Raw genomic sequence first — 14,774 nt, 5'->3', positions numbered from 1 at the left:
GGTCACCGGGGTTCACCGGTCCGTGCTCCCGCGCGCGGGCGGGCGGGAGGGTGCCGCGGGCCGGGTTCGCCACGTGGCAGGCGGAGCGGGTCTGCCGGCCGTCGCCCGCCACGGTGAGCGGTCGTCCGGCCGGCGCCTGGCGGACGACCGTGGGGATCGCCCGACCGCCGTGTGGCCCCGTCCCGGGGCCGCAGGTGTTGGAGACGCGGACGACCGCGGTGTCCGCGCCCTTCGCCGTCCGGCACGCCGCGGTCAGCGCTTCGGCGCAGCGCTTGGCCTCGTCGTGCACCGTACGCGGGCCGATCGGGTCGACGTGGCCCCAACAGCTCTCCGGCTGCGGGTGCACCTGCGGATCCCCGCACACCTCCGAAGTCAGGCCGGCCCGCAGGGCGCCTTCCCTCCTCGCTGTTGCGGTGCGGGATCGGGAGTGGTGAGGAGGTCGACCCGGCCTACCGGGATCATCCCGACGCGATCGCGACTTGCACGAGGAGGCCGCACGCGGTCGGACGGCCGTCGTGCCAGGGCGGGACCGAACCGCCCCGAGGTGTTCGGCCGGTCTTCGCGCAACCAACTCGTCACCGGCGGGCGCGCACCGCGGGGGCGTGTCGACCGAGGTGGCGGTCCGACGGGCATAGGGTTGGCGGATGGCCGTGGGTGGTAGCAGGAGGGTGCGTGCCGCGCGGAAGCGGAAGCGCCGGATGGAGCGCGCCGAGAACGACCTCTCCGAGGTGGAGTGGGCCGCGATCAAGGCGGCCTGGGGCGGCTGCGCCTACTGCGGGTCCACCGGCACGCCCCTCCAGAAGGACTGCGTGCAGGCGTTGTCGCGCGGCGGGCGGTACACGCTCGACAACGTCGTGCCGGCGTGCGGGTCGTGCAACGCGAGCAAGTGCAACGCCGAGGTCACCGGGTGGCTGCGGCGGAAGCGGCTGGACGAGCGGGCGTTCCTGCTCCGCCACGTGGAGGTGAACGCCGAGCTGGCGCGGCGGTTCGGTGCTCCGGCCGTCCCGGGGAGCCCGGCGCGCGACGAGGTGCTCGGCTGACCGGCAGACCCCGGCGAGAGTTCCGGCGGGCGGGCTCGCGGCGCGTGACCCCAGGTCAGGCGTCCGGCAGGCGGGACCGGCGCCACTCACCGGGGGAGCAGCCGAAGGCCGACCGGAACCTGCGGGTGAAGTGGGTCGCGTCGGCGAAGCCCCAGCGGTGGGCGATGGTGGCGATCGGGGAGGTGTCGGTGGCCAGGTCGGAACGCGCCCCTTCCAGTCGTTCGCCGATGATCCACTGCTCCAGGCTGAAGCCGGCCCGGCCGCACAGCTTGTAGAGCAGGCGCACCGACACGTTCAGCGCGGCGGCGATCTTCTCCGGTCCCAGGTCCGGGTCGGTCAGGTGTTGGCGGACGTAGGCGCGGACCTGGGTGAGCCGGGTGTCCTCGACCACGTGGTGGCCGTCGTGCGCGGCCGACGCCAGCAGGGCCCGCACCAGGTCCAGGGTGGCGTCGCCGAGCGGTTCCGCCCCGGCGGACGCGGACAGCGCGCGGGCGTTCCCGGCCAGGTGCGCGACGTGGCCGGCCACCAGCGGGTAGAGCGGGCTGCCGCGCAGCGCGCCGGACGCGCGGCGGATCGTGTCCACGGGCAGGTCCAGGACGTCCAGGGGCACCTGCACGCAGCCCGCCGCGCCTTCGCCGGACCACCCGAAGTCGTAGGAGGACGACAGGTCCACCAGGTGCATCTCCCCGGCGGGGACCAGTTGGCGCTCGTCCCACTGCTCCGCGCGGCCGATCCCCGACCGCTGCACGGACAGCGCGATGACGGGAGCGGGGTCCTCGCGGGCCTGCCGCGGCGTGCGCAGCAGCCTCATCCCGGACGACCGGTTGCCGAAGACCTCCACGGCGCCCAGCCGCCACAGCTCCACCCGGAAGCGGACCGGGCGGTCGGGGTGCTCGTGGATCACGTGGCAGGGCGCCGACGCCTCCTGGAAGGCGGCGTGGACGGCCTCCACCCGGTCGTCGGGGGCCAGGTCGTCGGTGTCGAGCAGCACCCGTCCGAGTCTAGGCGCGGACCCCGGCGCACCGGCTGTGCGCGCACAGCCGGACAACGTGCGCGCACAGCACTTCTCACGGCGTCCCGGCTGCCAAGAGCCTTTCCGTGAAGGGGAGGGCCATGTCAGGTCGACAGGAATCGCAGCACGACGTCGTTCCACTGCTGGGGATGGGTGATCGGCGCGCCGTGCGGCGCACTGGGGATGATCGCGGTCGGCGCACGCCCGCGGCGCGGCTCGGTGAACGCGTCGCGCTCGCCGTGCACGACCAGCACCGGCACGTCGACGTCGGCGAGGTCGGCTTCGGGGTCGGCGCCGGCCCACGCGCGGATGACGTCCACCGTCGCCTTGGGCGACGCGCACGCCGCGACGTGCAGCAGGTGCTGCCGGGAAGCTTCGTCCAGCGCGATCTCGCCGTCCACGGAGAAGAACCTGCCGAGCACGTCGTCCAGCATCGCGACCCGGTGCCACTCGGCCGCGGCCAGCAGGTCCCGCACCAGCCCGTCGTCCACCGCGAGCGGACCCGCGAGCACGAGTCGGGACACCCGGTCGGCGCCGAACCGGGCCGCGCAGCGGGCCACGTCGCCCGCGCCGGAGGAGAACCCGACCAGCGCCGCGTCCCCGAGGTCCAGGTGCGCGAGCAGGCGGTGCAGGTCGTCGGCCAGGGTGTCCTGGTCGTACCCCTCCCAGGGGCGGGTGGAGCGGCCGAAGCCGCGCCGGTCGTAGCCGATGACCCGGTGGCCCGCCGCGACGAAGGCCGCCACCTGCGACTCCCACGACTGCGCCGTCAGCGGCCAGCCCGCCACGAGCACGACCGGGGGACCGGAGCCGTAATCCTCGTAGTAGAGGCTCACCTCGGCGCCGTTCTCCGTTCCGACCGCGAGTCGTGGCACGGCCCCAGCGTGCCCGGTGGCGCGACCGGGGCCATCGGTCAGATGACTGCACCCGGCCGGTCGCGGTGATCGGGCGCGCGGAGGAGCTGGCGCGGCTGCGCCGCACCGTCGACCGGGACCCCGGCGTCCCGCCGAACCTGGTGCTGCACGGCGACCCCGGCGTCGGCAAGACGGTGCTGCTGGACGCGGGGGTCGCCTACGCCCGTGAGCGGGGCATCCGGGTGCTCGGCGGCACCGGCTACGAGAGCGAGGCGCAGCTCGCGTTCGCCGGGCTGCACCAGTTGTTCGCGCCCGTCCTCGGCCACCTCGACCGGGTGGACCCGTTCCACCGCCAGGTGCTGCGCCGGGTGCTGGGCTTCGAGCCGGGACCGGTGCCCGACCGGCTCGCCATCTCGGTGGCCTCCCTCGCGGTGCTGGTGGAGGTCGCCCGGGAAGGCCCGCTGCTGATCGCGGTCGAGGACGCGCACTGGGTGGACCACCCGACGCGCGAGGTGATGATGTTCCTGCTGCTCCGACTGGCGCCGCACGACATCCGGGCGCTGTTCGCCCGCCGCCCGCTGGTCAGCAGCGAACGGGTCACGCCGGGCATCGCCATGCTGGAGGTCGGGCCGCTGCCGGACGAGGACGCGGGCGCGCTGCTGGACGAGCTGCACCCCGGCCTGCCCGACGCCGCCCGCGGGCGGGTGCTGCTGGAGGCGGCGGGCAACCCGCTGGCGCTGGCCGAGCTGCCGCACGTGGTGGGCACGGACGCGCTGGACCTGCTGCCCGTCGGCGCGTCCCCGCGCACCCGCCTGGAGTCGACGTACGCGACGCGCGTCGTGGCCCTGCCGACCCCCGTGCGCACCCTGCTGCTCCAGACCGCGCTGGACGGCGACCGGCTGGAGAACGACGCCCTGCGCCCGAGCGCCCTGTCGCCGCTCGACCTGGTCGAGGTGGAGCGCCTGGGCCTGGTCACCCGCGACTCGACGCCGTCGGGGCTGCGGTTCCGCCACCCGCTGGTGCGTTCGGCGATCGTGCACACCGCCTCGCCGGACGAGGTGCGCGCGGCGCACGCCGAGCTGGCCGAGGCGTACCGGGACGCGCCGGAACGCCGGGTGTAGCACCTGGCGGCGGCAGCGGCCGGTCCGGACGAGGAGGTGGCGGCGGAGATCGAGCGGGCCGCGCTGGGCGCGAGCCTGCGCGGTGGCAGCGGCCTGGCCGTCAACGCGCTGCGGCGGGCCGCCGCCGTCAGCGCCACCGCGTCCGCCGCCGCGGGCCGGCTGCACCGGGCGGCGGAGCTGGCGGAGGAGTCGGGGCAGCTCGCGCTGGCCCAGGACCTCCTGGGCGAGGCGCGACGACAGCTCGACGACCCCACCCGCAGCTCCACCACCCGCGCCCGGATCGCGCTGGTGCGCGACGGCGACTTCAGCGGGGCCCGCCGCCTGCTGGACGGCGCGACCGACGACCGCGCGGTGCTCACCCGCCTGTTCATCGCCACCTAGACCGGGGAGGCGTTCACCGACGACGTGGCGGCGGCCGCGCCGCACACCGGGCTCCTGCACGGCGTGTTCAGCGGCACGGCGGGCGAGGAAAAGCTGCGGACGGCGATCGAGGCGCTGCCCGCGGACGCCGCGCCCGGTCGCGTCGCCGAGCTGTGCCGCGCCGCCGCGTGGCTGGACGTCCTGCACGAGCACCGGGAGCACGTCCGCGACCTGGTGCGGCGCGAGGTCGGCCAGGGCGCGGTGACGCACGCCGCGACCGGCTGCTGGTTCACCGCGCACGACCACTTCCTGGCGGGGGAGTGGGAGCAGGCGGAGCAGGCGGCGAGCGCGGGCCTGGACCTGTGCGTCCGCCACGACCTGGCGCTGACCGCGCAGGACCTGCGGTGCGCGCTGGGGTGGCTGGCCGCCGCCCGCGGCGACACCGCCTCCGCCCGCGAGTACAGCCGCGCCGTGGAGCAGTGGGCGGAACCGCGCGGCAGCACCGCGCACCTGGCGGCCTCGGCGCGGAACCTGGCGTTGGCGGCGTTGGGCGAGGGCGACTACGAAGCCGCCCACGCCCACAGCTCGCAGGGGCCGGGCACGCCGTGGACGCTCCTGGACGCGGTGGAGGCGGCGGTGCGCGCCGGGCACCGGGAGGAGGCTCGCGACCGGGTCGCCGCGGCGGACCGGGCGGGGTTCGCCGACCGCACGCCGCGGCTGCGGCTGCACGTGTTCGCGTCCCGCGCGCTGGTCGCCGACGACGTCGCCGACACGGCGGCCGGCCTGCGCGCCGCGCTGGCCCTGCCCCGCGTGGAGCGCTGGCCGTTCGAGCAGGCCAGGATCAGGCTGATGCTCGGCGAACTGCACCGCAGGCGGCACCGCCCCGGCGACGCCCGACCCGAGCTCCGCCGGGCCGGTGACACCTTCCGCCGCGTCGGCGCGACGGCCTGGTTGCGCCGGGCCGAGCAGGAGCTCCGGGCGACCGGGGTGGCCGTGGCCGCCAAGCCGTCCGCGGCCAAGTCGTCCGCTGCGGAGCTGACCGCGCAGCAGCTGGAGGTCGCGCACCTCGCCGCCTCCGGCCTGAGCAACAAGGAGATCGGCGAGCGCCTTTTCCTGTCGCCGCGCACGGTCAGCGCCCACCTCTACCGCATCTTCCCGAAGCTGGGCATCACGTCCCGGTCGGCGTTGCGGGACGCGCTGGCGGTGCTCGAGTAACGACGACGAACGACCGCGGCACGCGGGTCGGGCTCGATCAGCGTCGTCGGGCCGCCGACCCGCGTGACCCGGGGTCCGTCAACGGGCGTGGGCGACGGCCCAGGCCAGGACGTCGTCGGCGATCCGCTCCCAGCCCTCCTGCGCGGGCAGCAGGTGCGCGTACCCGGGGTACTCGCGGATCTCGGTCACCGCGTCGGACTTGTAGTGCCTGGCGTTGGACTTCTGCACGCTCGGCGGCATCAGGTGGTCCTCGCCGCCCGAGACGAACAGCAGCGGCGCGCGGTCGTCGTTGTGGTAGTCGACCCACACGTCCTGGTGGCCGGGCTGGACGTTCGCGAGCAGGCTGCTCCAGAGGATGCCGGCCGAGCCCGGGACGTGGTAGCGCTCGTAGAGGGCGCGGGACTCCTCCTCGGTGAACGTGTTGGTGAACGCGTACCGCCACTGCTCGTGCGTGAAGCCGACCGCCTTGTGCCGGTTCGCGGGGTTGCGCAGGATCGGGAACGTCGACTTGAGCTGTGACGGCGGGGCCACCACCACGCCCTCGGTGGGGGCGGAGTTGATCGCCACACCCGCCGCGCCGAAGCCGTGGTCCAGCAGGACCTGGGTGAACGCGCCGCCCGCCGAGTGGCCGATGATGATCGGCGGCGAGGACAGCTCGCCGATGACCGCCTCGAGGTGGGAGATGATCTGCGGCACGGTGACGTTCGCGATCGGCGAGGGGTCGGCGTTGAGCGATTCCACCTCGACCTCGAAGCCGGGGTAGTTGGGCGCGAGCACCCGGTAGCCCCGCTCCTCGTAGTGGGTCTTCCAGTGCTCCCAGCTCCGAGCGGTCACCCAGAAGCCGTGGACGAGGACGATCGTGTCGGGGGTCATCGGTTCTCCTCGGTGGTGGCGCGGTCGGAGTCGTAGGAGCGGAGGAACGCCAGCAGGTCGTCGCCGAGCCGTTCCCCGTGGGTGTCGGTGATGCCGTGCGGCGCGCCGGGGTACACGGTGAGCGTCGCGCCTTTGATCCGGTCGGCGGATGCCTTGCCGCCGACCTCGAACGGCACGACCTGGTCGTCGTCGCCGTGGATGACCAGCGCGGGCACGTCCACCGCGTCGAGGTCGTCCCGGTAGAGCTGGGAGCGGTCGGCCAGGGAGCCGGCGCGGATGCCGTCGAACACCTCGACGGGGACGCCGCCGGGGTTGTCGTCGGTGCGGAGCATGAACGGCGGCACCGCCGACACCAGCACGACCTGCGCGACCCGGCCCGTGCCGTGGCGGCCGACGTAGCGGGCCACCTCTCCACCGCCGGTGGAGAAGCCGACCAGGGTGGCCTCCCGCAGGTCGAGCGCGTCGAGCACGGCCGCGAGGTCGTCGGCGTAGGTGTCCATCTCGTTGCCGTGCCAGGTCTGGTCGGACCGGCCGTGCCCGCGCCGGTCGTGCGCCACGACCCGGTAGCCGCGGGAGGCGAGGAACAGCGCCTGCGCGTCCCAGCTGTCGGCGTTGAGCGGCCAGCCGTGGCTGAGCACCACGGGACGCCCGGCGGCCCAGTCCTTGTAGAAGATCCGCGTGCCGTCGTCGGTCGTCACGTAGCCCATGTCAGGCCCTCTCAGCGGTTGGTGGCGGCGTCGACGATCAGGTCGACGGTGGCGGCGGGCAGGTCACCGGCGAAGACGTCGCGGAACAGCGCGGGCTTGACGTACCCCTCGTGGCCGACGCCGCCGCCTGCCCGCGGGAACTCCCGCACGTCCAGCGCGGACGGGCCGAGCTTGGTGCCGGGGAACCGCACCTGCAACCCGCCGACCGTGTCACCCGCGTCGGGCGCGAAGGCCGCCGCGTACACCAGCGCCTTCACGTTCGCGTTCCCGGTGGCGGCGTTCGTGATCACGACACCGCCGTACGAGTGCCCGACCAGCACGACGGTGGGCTTGGGCCGGTGCCCGGAACCCGCGGGGGAGCCCGAGGCCGGTGCGGCGGTGAAGACGAGCAGGACCACCGCGAGTCCGGTGGCGACTCGGCGCAAGCCGGCGGCGAGACCGGGACGAGACGACATGGCAACCCCTTCGGAGCCGGATCTGATCACCCGCTCACCGTAGGAATCCGGGGGGCCGCCCTGCTTCGGTCGGATGACTGCACCTCGTCTCGACCACCCCGCGCGCGACTGCCGTCATCCGACTGGCGAGCCATCCGCCCGCGCGGCATCGAGGGGTCGTTGGTGAACCGGTGGCGCCTGTGGCTGATCCGGTGGCGATCCGCGAACCTCCGTGCGGCGCAGGGCTCCCGTGGACCGTTGCGCCGCACGGCCGACACCGCCGCGGGGGCGCGGGGGTTACCGTTGATCGATCCAGCACCACTCCAGGACATACTCGCAACGGAGCGATCATGCCCGACTTACGCGCGTCGCTGGCCGTGTTGGCGCTCGCGACAGCCCTGCCACTGGCCACCACTCCCGCGGCGGTCGCGTCCGCCACGCACGTCATCGCCGAACTGCCGGGCGTCGCGGGCCTGCCCGCCACCCTCGGTTACCACCCCACCGGTGTCAACGACCTCGGCCAGATCATCGGCAGCGCCCAGGGCGACGGGCTGACGCGCGCGGTGCTGTGGGCGCCCCGCGGCGGTGCGACCGACCTCGGCCCCGGTCTGGCCGGCGCGATCAACCAGAGCGGCGAGGTGCTCGGGTCGACCTCCGACGGCGTGCCGGACACGCAGAAGCCGTGGGTCTGGTCCGCGGGTCAGCGGAAGGCCATCACCCCGCCGGGAGCCGCGTGGGCGCTGGCGCAGGTGATCAACGACGACGGCAGCGTGCCGATGTCGTACGCCACGTCGTCCCGAGGCGGGCAGCACGCCACCGTGTGGGACGGCGAGCGGCACGTGGAGCTGCCGGTGGCCGGTGATCACGTGTCGGCGTACGCGATCAACGACGCCGGTGTCGTCGCGGCGAGCTACGCCTCCGCCTCCTTCCAGGAGTTCGCCGCGCTCCGCTGCGCCGACGGCGCGTGCACGCGGCTGCCCGCCGGTCCGGGCTACGGCACGTACGACCCGGAGGCGATCAACGAGGCCGGTGTGGTCGTCGCCAACCGGGGCATGGTGGCGCTGCGCTGGGACGGTGAGGAGCTGACCGTCCTGTCGGAGAGCGGCCGGCTCGCCCACGGCGAGCAGTCCCTCAACGAGCGCGGCGACGCGGTCGGCTGGGTGCTGGACAACGGCACGTCCCGCGCGGTGCTGTGGCCCGCCGGCGGCAAGCAGGTCGACCTCGGCGTGCCCGGCAACTCCGTGGCGACCGCGATCAACGAGCGCGGCGACGTCATCGGGCACGCCTCGTCGCCGGACCACTCGTCGACCCGCGTGTTCCTCTGGCGCGACGGGCGGCTCACCTACCTCGACTCGCTGGGTGGCGCCTACAGCACGCCGGTCGCGCTGAACAACCACGGCGTCGTGGTCGGTCGCAGCACCACCGCCGACGGCACCTGGAAGGGCGTCCGCTGGACCCCGGTCGCCACGACCCCGTCCCGCTGACGCGGCCCGGCCGCCCCGGGCGCTCGCGACCCGGGGCGGCGCGGTCTCGGGGAACACCTTCCACGGACCGACCGCGTTCCAGGTCGGCGACAACAACGTTCAGAACGCCCACTTCCACGAGCCGGGCGCGTCGAACGGAACTGGGACGCGGCGAGGCGTCAGTTCTTCGAGGGCGCGAACGCGCGGTCCGAGGGGTGGCTCGGCCTCCTCGCCTGGCTGCGCGCCCTCGACGACCTCTCACCCGCCGACCTCGGCGCGCAGATCGAGCTGATCGACCACCGGCTGCGGAACGACGACCTACCGGCCGACGTGAAGCTCCTCCACCTGCTCGGCTGGCTCGACCCCGAGGGCGAGGCGACCTACCGGGGACACCGGGTGACCGTTCCCGGGCTGGTCGACGCCTGCCTGGGCAAGCGGGAGACGCCCCTCGCCGAGGACCTGTTCCGCCACCCGCTGCTGGACGCGCTGAGCCGGTTCCGGGACCGCGCCGGCGGGGCGCACACGCCGCTCGCCCGGGTCGTCCACATCATGTGCGCGGAGTCCGCGGCAGGCGATGTCCTGGCGCGGCCGGAGCAGAGGCGGGCCGAACGGGAACTGCGCGCACGGGATCGGGAGCGGGCGGAGCGGCAACGCGCACTGGACGCCTGCGAGGCCCGGCGCACCAGTCCCGAGGCCCGACGGCTCGCGGTCCTGCGCGCCGCGGCGTGGCACGGCACGTGGGTACCTCCAGATCGCGGTCCTGACGCTCGCCGCCTTCGACAACCGCGTCCCGCAGGCCCGGCAGCTCGGTTCGGCCTTCCAACCGCCCATCTCGAACGTCGTCAAGTGGCTGCCCACGGGCGTCGCGGGCCTGAGCCGGGCGCTGGGGGAGCTCGCGCTCCTCGGCTCCTCCCTCTTCGTGCAGCACGTGCTCGCCGAACTCGCGATCATCCCGTACTACGAGGAACCGAACGTCACCAACGCCGGTGCGACACTCGCGTCGATCCCCTTCGTGCTGCTCTTCCTCGCGGGGCCCGTCTTCGTGCTACTCGTCGAGTACGGACCGCGCACCTGGGACGAGGAACACCGGCGTGTGGTGCAGCGGTTCCGCCAACCCGGTGAATGACCGGTCCCGCTCGACCTGTCCCCGATGGGCGGGTGAGTGGCGGCGTCGCAGTCGCAGGGGCCGGCCCGGACGATCACGACAGGTCGAAGGGGGCGGGGAAGTGGCCTGCCCAGATCCGGCGGGATGCGTGTTCGGGGTAGGGCAGGGTCTTCGACTCGGTGTCCAGGACGCGGGTGAGGTGCTCGCCGGGCCGGTGAGCGGACCAGCCCGCGTCGCCGGTGGTGACGAAGCGGACCCACGCCTCCCGGAGTTCGCGGGAGAGCGCGACGGCCTCGGGAGTGGGCTCGCCGATGAGCTGGGCGCCGACGGGGCTGTCCAGCGTGCCGAACGCCAGGGGCACGTCGAGGCTGTGGCAGGCGCCCAGGACGCCGCCGAGCACCGGGGCGACCCAGCACAGTTCGAACAGGTACGAGGTGCCGCCGGCGGCGGCGTTCGCCTCGGCCAGCTTCTGCGACGGCATGCGGAAGAGGGCGTCGGAGTACACCGCCTCCACCAGTTCCTCCGGGCCCGCCTGCGGGAACGCGGCGCGGTAGGCCCGCGCGCCGTCCGGTGGCGGGGCGAGCAGTTCCAGGGCCGCGCGGGCGTCCTCCTCGGTGAAGGTGCCGTACCGCCCGCTCACGACGCTGAAGTACCGGAACTCGTCCCGGGCGTGGCCGACGAGCAGTTCGGTCCCGCTCGCGCGCGCGCCGGTCAGCGCGGGCCAAGGCGTTTCCGGGAGGACCTCGCCGTCGACGACGGGGCACAGCGCGGTGCCGGTCTCCGTGAGGCGTCCCCAGCTCTGCCGGTGCGCGTGGAGACCGGCGTTGAAGGAGGTGAGCCCGGCGGCCAGGTGCCAGGGGTCGATGTCGCGCAGGGCCTCGGCGGTGGGGGCCGCCGCGCCGAGCCGGGCCGCGAACGCGGCGGTGACCTGCCGTGCCAGCGCGGGGGTGCTGTGCAACCCCGGCACCGAATGGGCGATGGCCCGCCGGAACAGGCCGCGCGCGGACTCCATCGTCAGCAGGGCGGCGACCGAGCCCGCCCCGGCGGACACCCCGCCCACGGTGACCCGGCCGGGATCGCCCCCGAAGGCGGCGATGTTGCGCTGCACCCACTCCAGCGCCGCGATCTGGTCGAGGAACCCGCGGTTGGGCGGCGCGTCGTCGAGGAACGCGAACCCCTCCGCGCCCACGCGGCAGTTGATGGTCACCACGACGATGCCCGCCCCGGCCAGCGCTGCCGGGTCGTACATCGGGTCGCTCGACACCGCTGAGAGGTAGCCGCCCACGGGGATCCACACCAGCACCGGCAGTCCCGCCGCGCCGGGATCCGGGGTGCCGACGTTGAGCGTCAGCCAGTCGGCGCCCTGCGGGGGTACGTCGATCGGCAGGGACAGCGGCACCGCCGGGCCGAACTCGACCGCCTGCCGCGTCCCCTCCCAGCGGTGCGGCGGCGCGGGCGCGGCGAAGCGGAGCGCTTCGACCGGGGGCCGGGCGTAGGGGATGCCGCGGAACACCGCGTGCCCCTGCCGCCGGCACCCCTGCACCACGCCTTCAGCGGTCCTCACCTTTGGCTGTTCGATCATGCCGACCCCTTCCCCCGGGTGGCCTCCAGGGTTATGGGTCAGGTGTATTATGTCAACTGTATTGGAACGGTCCCGGGTGCGGGGAAGGGTCGGCGATGCCGAAACAGGTGGATCACCGCGGACGCCGCGAAGCGATCGCCCGCGCACTGTGGCGGGTGGTGGAGCAGCGCGGGGTCACCCAGCTGACGATGCGCGTCGTGGCGCAGGAGGCGGGCATGTCGCTCGGGCAGCTGCAGCACTACTTCGCCTCCCGGACCGCCATGCTCTCCTTCGCCATGGATTTCGCGTCCGAGCAGACCTCGGCGCGCGTGCAACGGGGGCTCGAGGAGCTCGGCGACCGTCCGCACCCCCGTGACGTGCTGCGACTGACGCTCGCGGAAATGCTCCCCCTGCACGCCGACGCCCGCGCGACCAGCCGGATGAGCGCCGCCTACGTCCTGGAGGCGCTGCACGACGAGGCCGTGCACGAGCAGGCGCGCCGCGGCCTCGTCCGAGGGCGGGCCCTCGTCGAGCAGTTGGTCCGCCAGGCGATCGCCGACGGGCACATCGACCCCGGACGCGACCCGGCGACCGAGACCAACCTGCTCCTCGCCCTCACCGGCTTCACCTCCCTGATCGAACTCGACGTGGTCGAGCCCCGGGACGCGCTCGCCGCGATCGACGTGCACCTGGACCGGCTGTTCAGGAGTACGTGACCTGCCCGGGACGCAGGGGCAGGTGGGGACGAGGAGCGCCTCGACCCGGGAGGCCGCGAAGGACTCCCGGGTCCACGGCCCGGGGCGGGTTCACGAACGATCACCGGCCGCGCGGCGGCGTCGCGAAGACCAACCCCTGGCTCTTCGGGGACGAGAAGCCGTACGAGTCCTTGGTGGTGACCTTGACGCGGTGCTGGGTGTCGGGGCTCAGCCCGGTGAGCGTCGCCTGCCTGTCGGTCACGAAGGCGACCTTCACGCCGTCCAGGAACACCTCGTAGCCGATCGTGGGGAACCACCACGAGGTCGAGTACCAGCTCAGCGAGGCGCTGGTCGGCGTCACGGCCGTCACCTGCAGCTGCGACGGCCGCACCGGGTGCTCGATGATGCTCGACTCGGACTTGACCACGGTCAGCAGGTCGTCGGGGTTGGCGTGCCGGCAGGTCACGGTGGTGGCGGCGCCCGCGGGCGTCCCGTTCGGGTGCTCCGGCCGCAGGGACAGCGTGAGGTCGCCCAGGTGGATCGCGTAGTCCCCGGCCGGGTAGAGGCCCAGCTGCGGGAACCCGCCGGCGGCCTTCACCGGCCCGCCGGCCGGGGTGAGCAGGGTCGGCGCGAAGCTCAGCGCGGCCGCGGTCGCCGTGGTCCCGGCGGGGCCGACGACGGTCGCCGCCAGCGACGCGGTGCTGTCCCCGTCGATCCGGACGCCGGCCGGCGCGCGGTCGAGGGCGAACGTCACGTCCACGTCGATGTACGCGGGTTCCAGGTACGGGACGTTCCCGCCGACCATCCCCTCGTCGGGCACGACGGCCGTGACGTCGGCGTGCACGACGACCCCGGGGCCGCAGGTGTAGTCGAGCCCCAGGCCGACCGTTCCCGCGGACGCCGTCCCGGCCGCGACGCCGCCGGACAACACCGCGGCGACCGCGGTCCCGATGACGAGTCTTCTTCCCAGCACGATTACCCCTTCGCCTTCATCGGTGGCACGGTCACCCGACCGGGTTCCACCCGTCGGAAGCCGCCAGGTACTTCTGCGGCGTGTGGTTCGCCGCCGCGGTGGAGCTCGGCTGCGGCCGGTTGGCGTCGACGCCCGCGTTTGTGTTGGCGTACCCGAAGAACCGCGCGCCGCGCCCCGGCGTGGAGCCCATGTCGGCCCACTTGCTCCGCCGCCGCGAGGACGGCACGGCGCATCGCCTTGCCCATGTGCTGCTCCCCATCGAGTCGCATGGCGTCGGCGGCGTCATCTCGATCTTGCCATCAGGCGGTTTTCCGTTCAACTGCGGAACGAAGGCGTGGCCGCAGCGGAATGCCGGGGCGAGGTTCGCGGGGAAGTCCGGTTCCTGCCGCCTGCCGTGCGTGCCTCGACGGTTACGGCGTGGAGGTGATGGCGAGCGTGACGACCCCGTAGATGCCGGGCACCGTCCCCAGGCCCAGCGTGCACAGCGTGACGGCGGTGGACGGTCCGGTGATGGTCTGGACGACCGAGTCGCCGGCGAACAGCCCGGCGGTGACGTTGCCGGTGATCGTGACGACCAGTGCGGCGCCGGCGGTGGTGACGGTGGTGCTGCCGGAGATGGTGGAGGTCTGACCGGTGTTCCAGGTGATGGTGAAGGTCAGCGGGGCCGAGGCGAGCAGGTCCAGGCACGACAAGGCCGGGTAGGGGATGGTGGCGCTGCGGGAGCCGGAGGTCAGCCCCGGCACGCCGGCGGAGGTGCACGGTCCGTACTGGGTGGACGCGGTCACCGTCGTCGGCCCGGGGGTGAGGGTCAGCGGCGGGCTGAAGGACGCGGTCTGGCTGCTGGTCGGCAGGCAGGTCACGTCCAGCGCCCCCGCCGCGGCGGGGGTGGCGGAGGCCGTCAAGCCCAGGACGGTGGCCGCAGTGGTGAGGAGACCGGTCAGGACCGTGCGTGAACGCATCCGTCCCTCCGAGGGTGAGGTGCGAGGGAAGCCGGAGGCGACACGAGGCCGCCCGTCCTGTGGATCGGCCACTCCGACCGGTCCGTTACTCGTTCATGGCTTTTGGATGCACATCGGCCGAGATGGCGCAATCGGCGTGGCGTCTACCAGTGGTCGCCGAGTCCCGGCCGGCCCGCCGCCGGGCGGTCGTCGCCTGCGGGACGGCCGGGGTGTGATCGCGCGGTGCGCGGGAGTCGTCCCCGCGCACCGCGTTCGCCAACCCGAAACACCGGATGGCCGATTGACCTGCGCGCCGGGGGTGACAGGCTTGGCGGGCCAATCGAATACGCGTGCGGTGCGGGGGAAGTCCGGTGGGAATCCGGCGCATACCCGCAACGGTCGAGTATACACATAAACGATCCCAAG

The 14,774-nt window shown here is 74.0% G+C and carries 17 protein-coding genes; 7 read left to right on the top strand and 10 right to left on the bottom strand.

Features of this window, described 5'->3' with window-relative positions; genetic code table 11:
* The coding region (locus tag ACFV4N_RS25865; RefSeq protein WP_499675187.1) for an NAD-dependent epimerase/dehydratase family protein at positions 1-346 on the bottom strand (346 nt) is incomplete at its 3' end.
* Positions 347-644: 298 nt separating this feature from the next.
* Between ACFV4N_RS25865 and ACFV4N_RS25860 the strand changes: the two genes are divergently transcribed.
* Positions 645-1,040: an HNH endonuclease gene (locus tag ACFV4N_RS25860; protein ID WP_499675186.1), complete on the top strand. Its 396-nt coding sequence runs from the start codon at positions 645-647 to the stop codon at positions 1,038-1,040.
* 55 nt (positions 1,041-1,095) lie between these two features.
* Here the strand turns inward: ACFV4N_RS25860 and ACFV4N_RS25855 are convergent, their stop codons facing one another.
* Together ACFV4N_RS25855 and ACFV4N_RS25850 are read right to left on the bottom strand one after the other, a co-directional pair.
* On the bottom strand, positions 1,096-2,031 hold the full coding sequence (locus ACFV4N_RS25855; RefSeq protein WP_499675185.1) for a helix-turn-helix domain-containing protein: 936 nt from the start codon (positions 2,029-2,031) through the stop codon (positions 1,096-1,098).
* A 125-nt stretch (positions 2,032-2,156) separates the two neighbouring features.
* The gene (locus ACFV4N_RS25850) at positions 2,157-2,924 is read right to left on the bottom strand and encodes an alpha/beta fold hydrolase (protein ID WP_499675184.1); all 768 of its coding nucleotides are present in this window, start codon (positions 2,922-2,924) and stop codon (positions 2,157-2,159) included.
* A gap of 65 nt (positions 2,925-2,989) precedes the next feature.
* Between ACFV4N_RS25850 and ACFV4N_RS25845 the strand changes: the two genes are divergently transcribed.
* Genes ACFV4N_RS25845 through ACFV4N_RS25835 form a run of 3 tightly spaced genes read left to right on the top strand, consistent with a single transcriptional unit; the run spans position 2,990 to position 5,599 of the window.
* Positions 2,990-4,024: an AAA family ATPase gene (locus ACFV4N_RS25845; RefSeq protein ID WP_499675183.1), complete on the top strand. Its 1,035-nt coding sequence runs from the start codon at positions 2,990-2,992 to the stop codon at positions 4,022-4,024.
* A 36-nt stretch (positions 4,025-4,060) separates the two neighbouring features.
* On the top strand, positions 4,061-4,405 hold the full coding sequence (locus tag ACFV4N_RS25840; protein ID WP_499675182.1) for a hypothetical protein: 345 nt from the start codon (positions 4,061-4,063) through the stop codon (positions 4,403-4,405).
* Between the two features lie 24 nt (positions 4,406-4,429).
* Positions 4,430-5,599: a helix-turn-helix transcriptional regulator gene (locus ACFV4N_RS25835; protein WP_499675181.1), complete on the top strand. Its 1,170-nt coding sequence runs from the start codon at positions 4,430-4,432 to the stop codon at positions 5,597-5,599.
* A gap of 78 nt (positions 5,600-5,677) precedes the next feature.
* Here ACFV4N_RS25835 and ACFV4N_RS25830 read toward each other — a convergent pair whose 3' ends face one another.
* From ACFV4N_RS25830 to ACFV4N_RS25820, 3 genes are read right to left on the bottom strand one after another with little or no spacing between them, the layout of a single operon-like run.
* Entirely contained in the window at positions 5,678-6,472 is a 795-nt protein-coding gene (locus tag ACFV4N_RS25830) for an alpha/beta hydrolase (protein WP_499675180.1), read from the bottom strand.
* A complete protein-coding gene (locus ACFV4N_RS25825; RefSeq protein ID WP_499675179.1) occupies positions 6,469-7,179 on the bottom strand; it encodes an alpha/beta fold hydrolase in 711 nt (236 codons plus the stop codon). Before ACFV4N_RS25825 ends, ACFV4N_RS25830 begins: the two co-directional genes overlap by 4 nt.
* A gap of 11 nt (positions 7,180-7,190) precedes the next feature.
* Entirely contained in the window at positions 7,191-7,634 is a 444-nt protein-coding gene (locus tag ACFV4N_RS25820; RefSeq protein WP_499675178.1) for an alpha/beta fold hydrolase, read from the bottom strand.
* A 329-nt stretch (positions 7,635-7,963) separates the two neighbouring features.
* On the opposite strand from ACFV4N_RS25820, the gene ACFV4N_RS25815 reads away from it, so the two are divergent.
* A complete protein-coding gene (locus tag ACFV4N_RS25815; RefSeq protein ID WP_499675177.1) occupies positions 7,964-9,097 on the top strand; it encodes a hypothetical protein in 1,134 nt (377 codons plus the stop codon).
* A gap of 553 nt (positions 9,098-9,650) precedes the next feature.
* Positions 9,651-10,202 (top strand): hypothetical protein, encoded by a 552-nt coding sequence (locus tag ACFV4N_RS25810; protein ID WP_499675176.1) that lies wholly within the window; start codon positions 9,651-9,653, stop codon positions 10,200-10,202.
* 73 nt (positions 10,203-10,275) lie between these two features.
* Here the strand turns inward: ACFV4N_RS25810 and ACFV4N_RS25805 are convergent, their stop codons facing one another.
* On the bottom strand, positions 10,276-11,745 hold the full coding sequence (locus tag ACFV4N_RS25805) for a carboxylesterase/lipase family protein (RefSeq protein ID WP_499675175.1): 1,470 nt from the start codon (positions 11,743-11,745) through the stop codon (positions 10,276-10,278).
* Between the two features lie 125 nt (positions 11,746-11,870).
* On the opposite strand from ACFV4N_RS25805, the gene ACFV4N_RS25800 reads away from it, so the two are divergent.
* Positions 11,871-12,458, top strand: coding sequence for a TetR/AcrR family transcriptional regulator (locus ACFV4N_RS25800; protein WP_499675174.1), 588 nt, complete (start codon positions 11,871-11,873; stop codon positions 12,456-12,458).
* A gap of 100 nt (positions 12,459-12,558) precedes the next feature.
* Here ACFV4N_RS25800 and ACFV4N_RS25795 read toward each other — a convergent pair whose 3' ends face one another.
* The 3 genes from ACFV4N_RS25795 to ACFV4N_RS25785 all read right to left on the bottom strand — a co-directional run bounded on the left by ACFV4N_RS25795 (position 12,559) and on the right by ACFV4N_RS25785 (position 14,369).
* Positions 12,559-13,410, bottom strand: coding sequence for a fibronectin type III domain-containing protein (locus tag ACFV4N_RS25795; protein WP_499675173.1), 852 nt, complete (start codon positions 13,408-13,410; stop codon positions 12,559-12,561).
* Positions 13,411-13,441: 31 nt separating this feature from the next.
* A complete protein-coding gene (locus tag ACFV4N_RS25790) occupies positions 13,442-13,636 on the bottom strand; it encodes a hypothetical protein (protein ID WP_499675172.1) in 195 nt (64 codons plus the stop codon).
* 184 nt (positions 13,637-13,820) lie between these two features.
* Entirely contained in the window at positions 13,821-14,369 is a 549-nt protein-coding gene (locus ACFV4N_RS25785) for a hypothetical protein (RefSeq protein WP_499675171.1), read from the bottom strand.
* Between the last annotated feature and the right edge of the window lie 405 nt (positions 14,370-14,774).

The organism is Actinosynnema sp. NPDC059797 (genome assembly GCF_042732085.1).
Taxonomy (GTDB): domain Bacteria; phylum Actinomycetota; class Actinomycetes; order Mycobacteriales; family Pseudonocardiaceae; genus Actinosynnema.
The sequence above is the reverse complement of the archived record's forward strand: the minus strand, read 5'-3'. Positions and strand labels throughout refer to the sequence as shown.

Bases quoted from the DNA above. Each gene is read 5' to 3' on its own strand.
- ACFV4N_RS25860 (WP_499675186.1), top strand. From the start codon at position 645: ATGGCCGTGGGTGGTAGCAGGAGGGTGCGTGCCGCGCGGAAGCGGAAG.
- ACFV4N_RS25830 (WP_499675180.1), bottom strand. From the start codon at position 6,472: ATGACCCCCGACACGATCGTCCTCGTCCACGGCTTCTGGGTGACCGCT.
- ACFV4N_RS25825 (WP_499675179.1), bottom strand. From the start codon at position 7,179: ATGGGCTACGTGACGACCGACGACGGCACGCGGATCTTCTACAAGGAC.
- ACFV4N_RS25820 (WP_499675178.1), bottom strand. From the start codon at position 7,634: ATGTCGTCTCGTCCCGGTCTCGCCGCCGGCTTGCGCCGAGTCGCCACC.
- ACFV4N_RS25815 (WP_499675177.1), top strand. From the start codon at position 7,964: ATGCCCGACTTACGCGCGTCGCTGGCCGTGTTGGCGCTCGCGACAGCC.
- ACFV4N_RS25810 (WP_499675176.1), top strand. From the start codon at position 9,651: ATGTCCTGGCGCGGCCGGAGCAGAGGCGGGCCGAACGGGAACTGCGCG.
- ACFV4N_RS25785 (WP_499675171.1), bottom strand. From the start codon at position 14,369: ATGCGTTCACGCACGGTCCTGACCGGTCTCCTCACCACTGCGGCCACC.